The organism is Mesorhizobium sp. M7A.F.Ca.CA.004.04.2.1, assembly GCF_004022825.1.
In the GTDB taxonomy this organism is placed as follows: domain Bacteria; phylum Pseudomonadota; class Alphaproteobacteria; order Rhizobiales; family Rhizobiaceae; genus Mesorhizobium.
In genome coordinates, this window is the sequence record NZ_RZPH01000786.1 from 1 (window position 1) to 2,896 (window position 2,896).

6 protein-coding genes are annotated in these 2,896 nt (G+C 65.6%); 4 read left to right on the plus strand and 2 right to left on the minus strand.

The window, feature by feature from the left end; translation table 11 throughout:
• The 3 genes from EN893_RS26955 to EN893_RS26965 form a co-directional block, all read left to right on the plus strand.
• The coding region (locus EN893_RS26955) for a universal stress protein (RefSeq protein WP_164901135.1) at positions 1-239 on the plus strand (239 nt) is incomplete at its 5' end.
• Between the two features lie 156 nt (positions 240-395).
• Positions 396-914: a sugar O-acetyltransferase gene (locus EN893_RS26960; RefSeq protein ID WP_236382723.1), complete on the plus strand. Its 519-nt coding sequence runs from the start codon at positions 396-398 to the stop codon at positions 912-914.
• A gap of 90 nt (positions 915-1,004) precedes the next feature.
• On the plus strand, positions 1,005-1,190 hold the full coding sequence (locus EN893_RS26965; protein ID WP_236382721.1) for a DUF1778 domain-containing protein: 186 nt from the start codon (positions 1,005-1,007) through the stop codon (positions 1,188-1,190).
• Between the two features lie 39 nt (positions 1,191-1,229).
• On the opposite strand, the gene EN893_RS26970 is transcribed toward EN893_RS26965, so the two are convergent.
• Both EN893_RS26970 and EN893_RS26975 read right to left on the minus strand, forming a co-directional pair.
• Positions 1,230-1,994: a sulfite exporter TauE/SafE family protein gene (locus tag EN893_RS26970; RefSeq protein ID WP_127269971.1), complete on the minus strand. Its 765-nt coding sequence runs from the start codon at positions 1,992-1,994 to the stop codon at positions 1,230-1,232.
• A gap of 27 nt (positions 1,995-2,021) precedes the next feature.
• Complete coding sequence (locus EN893_RS26975; RefSeq protein ID WP_127269973.1) at positions 2,022-2,231, minus strand: hypothetical protein; 210 nt, start codon at positions 2,229-2,231, stop codon at positions 2,022-2,024.
• 112 nt (positions 2,232-2,343) lie between these two features.
• Here EN893_RS26975 and EN893_RS26980 point away from each other — a divergent pair.
• Positions 2,344-2,896 (plus strand): LysR family transcriptional regulator (locus EN893_RS26980; protein WP_128361910.1); only part of this gene is annotated, 553 nt, incomplete at its 3' end.

Below are 2,896 nucleotides of genomic sequence, written 5' to 3' on the forward strand. Positions count from 1 at the left end.
CTAAGGAAGTGCTCGACAAGTGCAAGGCGTCGGCGAACGCCGTCGGCGTCTCCGCGGAGGTCGTGCATGTCGAGGACAAGCGGCCCGCCGAAGCCATCCTGGAACTGTCGCAGGCCCTGGGCTGCGACCTGATCGTCATGGCTTCGCACGGCCGCCGCGGACTGGGCAAGCTGCTTCTCGGCAGCCAGACGGCGGAAGTGCTGTCCTACACGGAAATCCCGGTGCTGGTCGTCCGCTAGGGCGTTTTTCCGGGCTGGAACTGACTTTCGGAATCATGCTCAAATAACAGCCGGAGACCATCCCGGCGCGGCTGTCGTGCGCCAACATTGTTCGACCGCGCCGGAGAAAATTGACGAATGGCGGACGAGGGTCGCACCAGGATAATTCCCAGCGGAATGCCGCAGTCGGCCGCCATGCTGGCCGACGTCAAACGGGCGATGGCGACCACCGCAAGCCTCAACCGCTTGACCTTCAACGACGCGGCTGAAGTCCGGACCCTGTTCAGCGAACTCATTGGCAGGAAGGTCGACGACAGCTTCCTGCTGATCCCGCCCTTCTACACGACCGGCGGATCCGATATCCGCGTCGGGCGCAATGTCTTCATCAATCAGAACTGCACCTTTTATGATCTTGGCGGGCTCGACATCGCCGACGATGTCATGATCGGGCCGAATGTCAGCCTCATCACCTCGGGCCATCCCCTCGAACCGTCGCGGCGTCGCGCCTTCACGACCGCAAAGCCGGTCGTGATCGAACGCAATGTCTGGATCGCGGCCGGCGCGACGGTCATCGGCGGCGTGACGGTGGGCGAAAACTCGGTTGTCGCGGCGGGTTCCGTGGTCACTAGGAACGTTCCCCCGAACACGCTTGTCGGGGGAAACCCGGCCAACGTCATCAGGTCGATTGCCGAATGAGGGCGCGACTTTTCATCGGGCGGCCGGACCGACAGATCGTAGTGACATCGTCGCTATGCTATGCTGTTAACGCAGGGAAGGAGCCCATTCATGCGCAAGGACTTCATGCTCGAAGCGTTGCAGCGTGCCACTGAAGACACGTTGCTCAACCGCGACATCTTTGCTGTCGAGCCGGATGTCTACGCCGCTTTTCTGGAACGTCTCGACGCGCCGCAGCATCCGAACCACCGGTTGCGCCGCACCATGACGACAAAGCCTCCATGGGACGCTGCATGACGCTGATGATCACGCTCCGCGCCAATCGCCACCGGCCGCTTAGGATGCCGAAGACCAGAGCGCGGCCTCCAAGACCAGATACCCGCCCAGCATCAGCAGCCCGGCGAAGAACACCGTGCGAAACGTCTCGACGCTCATCGCCTGGCGCAGCGCCTGGCCGGCGAACATGCCGGCGAGCGCCGGCGCAAGCGCCAGGACCGATCCCGCCAGTTGCATTGTCGGCGATGCGAACGCGCCTGCCTTGAACAACCCAAGGGCAAGAGCCGCCGTCGACACAGTGAAGGACAGGCCGAGCGCTTGGATGAGGTCTTCCCGGCCCAGCCGCAGCGATTGCAGATAGGGCACGGCCGGGATGACGAAGACCCCGGTGGCGCCGGTGACCAGCCCGGTCGCCACACCGACCAGCGGTGACACCAACGCCTCGTGGCGCGCCGGCGTGGTGAAGCCAAGCTTGAGCAGGCCGAGAATGGCGTAAAGCACCAGCGCCGCACCGAGCCCGGCCGAGGCAACGCCAGAGTGTGTGCCGGTGAGCAGACCGGCCCCGGCGACGGTGCCAAGCACGACGCCGGCCATCATCGTCCACAACCGCTTGCACAGCCCGCCGAAGGATGGGCCGGTGAACAACTGCCAAAGATTGGTGACCAGCGACGGGATCAAGAGCAGGGCAGCCGCCTGCGCCGGCGGCATCGTTACCGCCAGCAGCCCCATCGCCACGGTCGGCAGCCCCATGCCGACGACACCCTTGACGAAGCCCGCGGCAAGGAAGACCGCGCCGATCCAGGCGATGACGCCGACGCTCAGCACGGTCGTTCCTTCGGGGTGCCGCTTCGATCAGTCATGCAACAGCATGTCCGCCGCATCATCGTCGGGTGCGGGTTTTGCAGGCGTTGCTTCATGGTGGACAGGGGCAGCCATCGCCACGCAACCGCGCTGGCCGGGCTCCGCTCGCGCCATGGCAAGCGAGGCCACCGCGATCGCAAGCACGATCGCCGCGCTTTCAAGTATGCCGGGTCCATGCCGGCCTGTCGCCTTTTCGCTCATCGCGCATCTCCATCGCAAAAGATTTGACTGACATGCCGGCCGCCCACAATGTGGAAGTTACGCCGTCAGCCTTCGCCTGCGCCGAAGGCTGAAGCCCTGCAGGAGAAGAAAGATGCGCTTCGATCTTACCGATCTCCGGCTGTTCCTGCTGGTCGCCGAGCGCGGCAGTATCACCCATGGTGCCGAACTTGCGGGGCTGGCGCTCGCCTCCGCCAGCGCCCGCATCAAGGGCATGGAGGAAAGCCTCGGCGCGCCGCTTTTAGAGCGGCGGCGGCGCGGCGTGGTGCCGACGGCCGCCGGGCAGGCGCTGCTGCACCATGCGCGGGCGGTGCAGAACCAGATCGAGGCGATGGCCGGCGACCTCGGCGCCTATGCCACGGGCTTGCGCGCCCGCGTGCGGCTGATGGCCAACACGGCCGCCACCAGCGCGCTGCTGCGCGACATGCTGCCGGCCTTCCTCGTCGCGCATCCCGGCATCGACATCGACCTCGACGAGCGCCCCAGCCACGAGATCGCAGAGGCGGTGGCAAGCGGTGCCGCCGATCTCGGCATCGCCGCGACCTGGGCCGGCCTTTCGCATCTGGAGCAGAAGCCGTTCTTCATCGACAGGCTCATGGTGATCGCCGCGCGAGACTGGCCCGACCTCGAAGGCAATACGGCCAGCC